The sequence below is a fragment of the Pseudonocardia pini genome (genome assembly GCF_013870575.1).
GTDB classification, from domain to species: Bacteria; Actinomycetota; Actinomycetes; order Mycobacteriales; family Pseudonocardiaceae; genus Pseudonocardia; species Pseudonocardia pini.
The window spans coordinates 1-2,676 of the sequence record NZ_JACBXB010000755.1 but is presented as its reverse complement, the minus strand read 5'-3'; the positions used below and the strand labels follow the sequence as shown (position 1 = coordinate 2,676).

At 71.9% G+C, this 2,676-nt stretch carries 4 protein-coding genes; 3 read left to right on the top strand and 1 reads right to left on the bottom strand.

What is annotated here, in order from left to right; genetic code table 11:
• Positions 1-247, top strand: a 247-nt coding sequence (locus H5J29_RS28380) for a hypothetical protein (RefSeq protein ID WP_376768584.1), incomplete at its 5' end; no start/stop codon positions are given.
• Here the strand turns inward: H5J29_RS28380 and H5J29_RS28375 are convergent.
• Positions 216-788, bottom strand: coding sequence for a signal peptidase I (locus H5J29_RS28375; RefSeq protein ID WP_181784056.1), 573 nt, complete (start codon positions 786-788; stop codon positions 216-218). The genes H5J29_RS28380 and H5J29_RS28375 overlap by 32 nt on opposite strands.
• Positions 789-984: 196 nt before the next feature.
• Between H5J29_RS28375 and H5J29_RS28370 the strand changes: the two genes are divergently transcribed.
• Both H5J29_RS28370 and H5J29_RS28365 read left to right on the top strand, forming a co-directional pair.
• Entirely contained in the window at positions 985-1,629 is a 645-nt protein-coding gene (locus H5J29_RS28370) for a TasA family protein (RefSeq protein WP_181784055.1), read from the top strand.
• 92 nt (positions 1,630-1,721) lie between these two features.
• Positions 1,722-2,676: hypothetical protein (locus H5J29_RS28365; protein ID WP_220188042.1), on the top strand; the 955-nt coding region annotated here is incomplete at its 3' end.

Genomic DNA, 2,676 nt, shown 5'->3' with positions numbered 1-2,676 from the left:
CCGGATCGGTCTGGTGCTCGCGCTCGTCCTGGCCCTGGTGCTGCTGCTGCTCGCGGCCCTCGGTGTGCTGGGGCTCCCCGCGGCGCTGCGAGCGGGGATCTGGGTGTCGGTCGTCACGCTCGGGCTGTTCGCGCTGCTGGCGGCCCGCCGCACGGGCCTGGTGTGGTGGAAGCAGGCGATCATCGTGGCGGCCCTGGTCGGGCTGGGCGCGCTCGTCACGGTCGTGAAGATCGTGGCGCACGGCTGACCGGTCGGTCCCGGTACTTCGGGACCAGCAGGGCGAGCGCCACCCCGAGCAGCACCACCCCACCGAGGATCGCGAGCCCGGCGGGCGTGGTGAGCCTTTCGCGGATCGTCCCGACGTAGGGCACGTCGTACCAGAGCACGCCGTGGACGTCCTGCGCCGCAACGGGTTCCGGGTCGTTCGCGGGGTTGGCGTCCCCGCGCGTCACGAAGCCGGGACCGGGGAGGACCTCCACCACGCGGTGCGTGACGACCCGGGTCCGGCCGGAGGCGGCCTCCCGGTCGGTGAAGTTCAGGACGTCGCCCGGCTTGACCTGAGCGGCATCGATCGGCTTGAGGACGACCACGGAGCCGACGGGCAGCGTCGGCTCCATGCTGCCGGTCAGCACCGTCAGCGAGGTGCCGCCGACCGCCAGGGGCACGACGGCCACGAGCGCGGCCAGGGCGACCGCCGCGAGCACCACGACCCCCACCACCGCGCCGAGCACCCGGCGCGCCGGATGCCGGACCCGGGTGGCCGGTGCCGTCGGGGAATGCGTCGTCATCCCTGTCCTCCTCGTGTCGCGGATTCGATTGTCACGCGCCGCGGACCGATCCCGCTCGCTCCACCACCCGATCGAATGGCGATTCGCGCTGGAATTGCCGCCTCGGATGTGCGTCCGCATACTCGGCCCCTGCCGCGCACATTTCTCCCCCGCTTGGCGCGGACCCATCGATTCCCAGTGACCGGAGTACATGCTCATGGCAGTCCAGGAGAACGAGAAGAAGAGCAAGCGGCGGAAGGTGGGACTGGTCGTCGGGGTGGTCGCGGCCGTCGTGGCCGCGGCGGCGATCGGGGCGGGCACGTACGCCGCGTTCACCGACTCCGAGGCCGGGCCCGAGGGCACGCAGACCTCGGGCACCCTCGATCTCGTGGTGGGAGACACCACCACCTCGACGCTGTTCACCGCCACGAACATCGCGCCCGGCTACAAGAAGGACGTCACCTTCACCGTGAGCAACACCGGGACCATCCAGGGCACTCTGAGCAACTCCCTGACCCTGAGCGGCAAGGACGTCACCTGCACCGAGCCCGAGCGGACCGCCGAGGGCGGTGCCTGCAAGGCGGGTGGTGACCTGCAGGACCAGCTCACGGTCAGCGTGCTGGCCTCGCCGGTGTCCACCGTGGCCACCCCCGCGGTCGCGCTCACCGACTTCGTGAAGGGCCCGCTCCCGGGCAGCGGCACCGCGACGCTGGCGGGCGGCGCCTCGGGCACCTACACGCTGCGCTTCGAGCTGCCCAACGTCGCCACCCCGACCGACGAGTCGAACCCGAACAACAAGGTCCAGGGCGACTCGGTCACCCTCGGCTCCAGATTCACCCTCGTCCAGACGACCATCGGCTGACCCGAACGGAGCAGCGTTCTCACCCTCAGTTCGTTTCCGAGGTGTCCCGGAAACTCTTTCCGGGACACCTCGCCGACCATTCGGGAAATGTGATGCGACGCCGGGTGCTCGGGTCGATCGTGGTCGCCGCGGCGATTCTGGCGACAGGTTTTCTGTCCACCTCGGACACCACGCTCGCCCGTTATGCCGATGTCGAGGCCAAACCGGGCCAGGTCGGCTCCGGCACGTTGTTCATCGGCGGCAGGTCCTGGGTGCCCAAGCCCGCGGTGACCGGCGCCTCCGGCAGCGCCCCGTACTACGACCTCGTCGTGACCAACACGGGCAGCTCGACCGCGTACCTGTCGCTCACCCTGGCGGCGTCGACGACCTCGACGGCGTTCTGCACCACCACGGGCGGCACCTGGCGGCAGCAGACGGGACTGTTCCCGCCGACGATCACGATCAGATCGGCGGCGACCGGCGCCTCCGCGGACTACTGCGCGTTGCTCAACAACACCACGAGCCTCGCCCTCTCCTCGGCCATCGCCCCCAACGCGACGACGACGGTCCGGCTCACCTTCGAACTCGGCGGGCTGTCCGGCCTGCTGGGCAGCAAGACCGACACCGTGCCCGCGACCTTCGTCGCCCGCACGGTGAGCGGGTCCGCGGGCGGGTTCAGCGACCGCTCCACCGGCACCCTCACCGTGACCTTCCGAGGGGTTCTCGGCCTGCAGTCGGCCTCGGTCGCGAGGGCGGCGGCCACCCCCGCTCCCGCGACCGCCACGGCACCCGTCGCCGCCGCGCCGACGGGGACCCCGGTCGCGGCCACGGACGTCCCCGCCGAGTGCGCCGCAGCCGGGATGAGCGCGACCTCGTTCGTCGAGAAGGTCGAGCTCGGCGCGGGCTCTCCCACCTTCGACGCGGCCCGTGACCGACCGGGCAGCGCGGGTCCGTTCCTCGTCCTCGGCTCGGCGGCCGCGGACTCGGTGACCGGCTCGACGGGCGCGGACTGCATCGCGACCCGGGCGGGGGACGACATCGTCGCGGCGGGCGGGGGCGACGACGTCG

Excerpts from the sequence above, each read along its gene's own strand:
- H5J29_RS28375 (WP_181784056.1), bottom strand. The coding sequence starts at position 788 with ATGACGACGCATTCCCCGACGGCACCGGCCACCCGGGTCCGGCATCCG.
- H5J29_RS28370 (WP_181784055.1), top strand. The coding sequence starts at position 985 with ATGGCAGTCCAGGAGAACGAGAAGAAGAGCAAGCGGCGGAAGGTGGGA.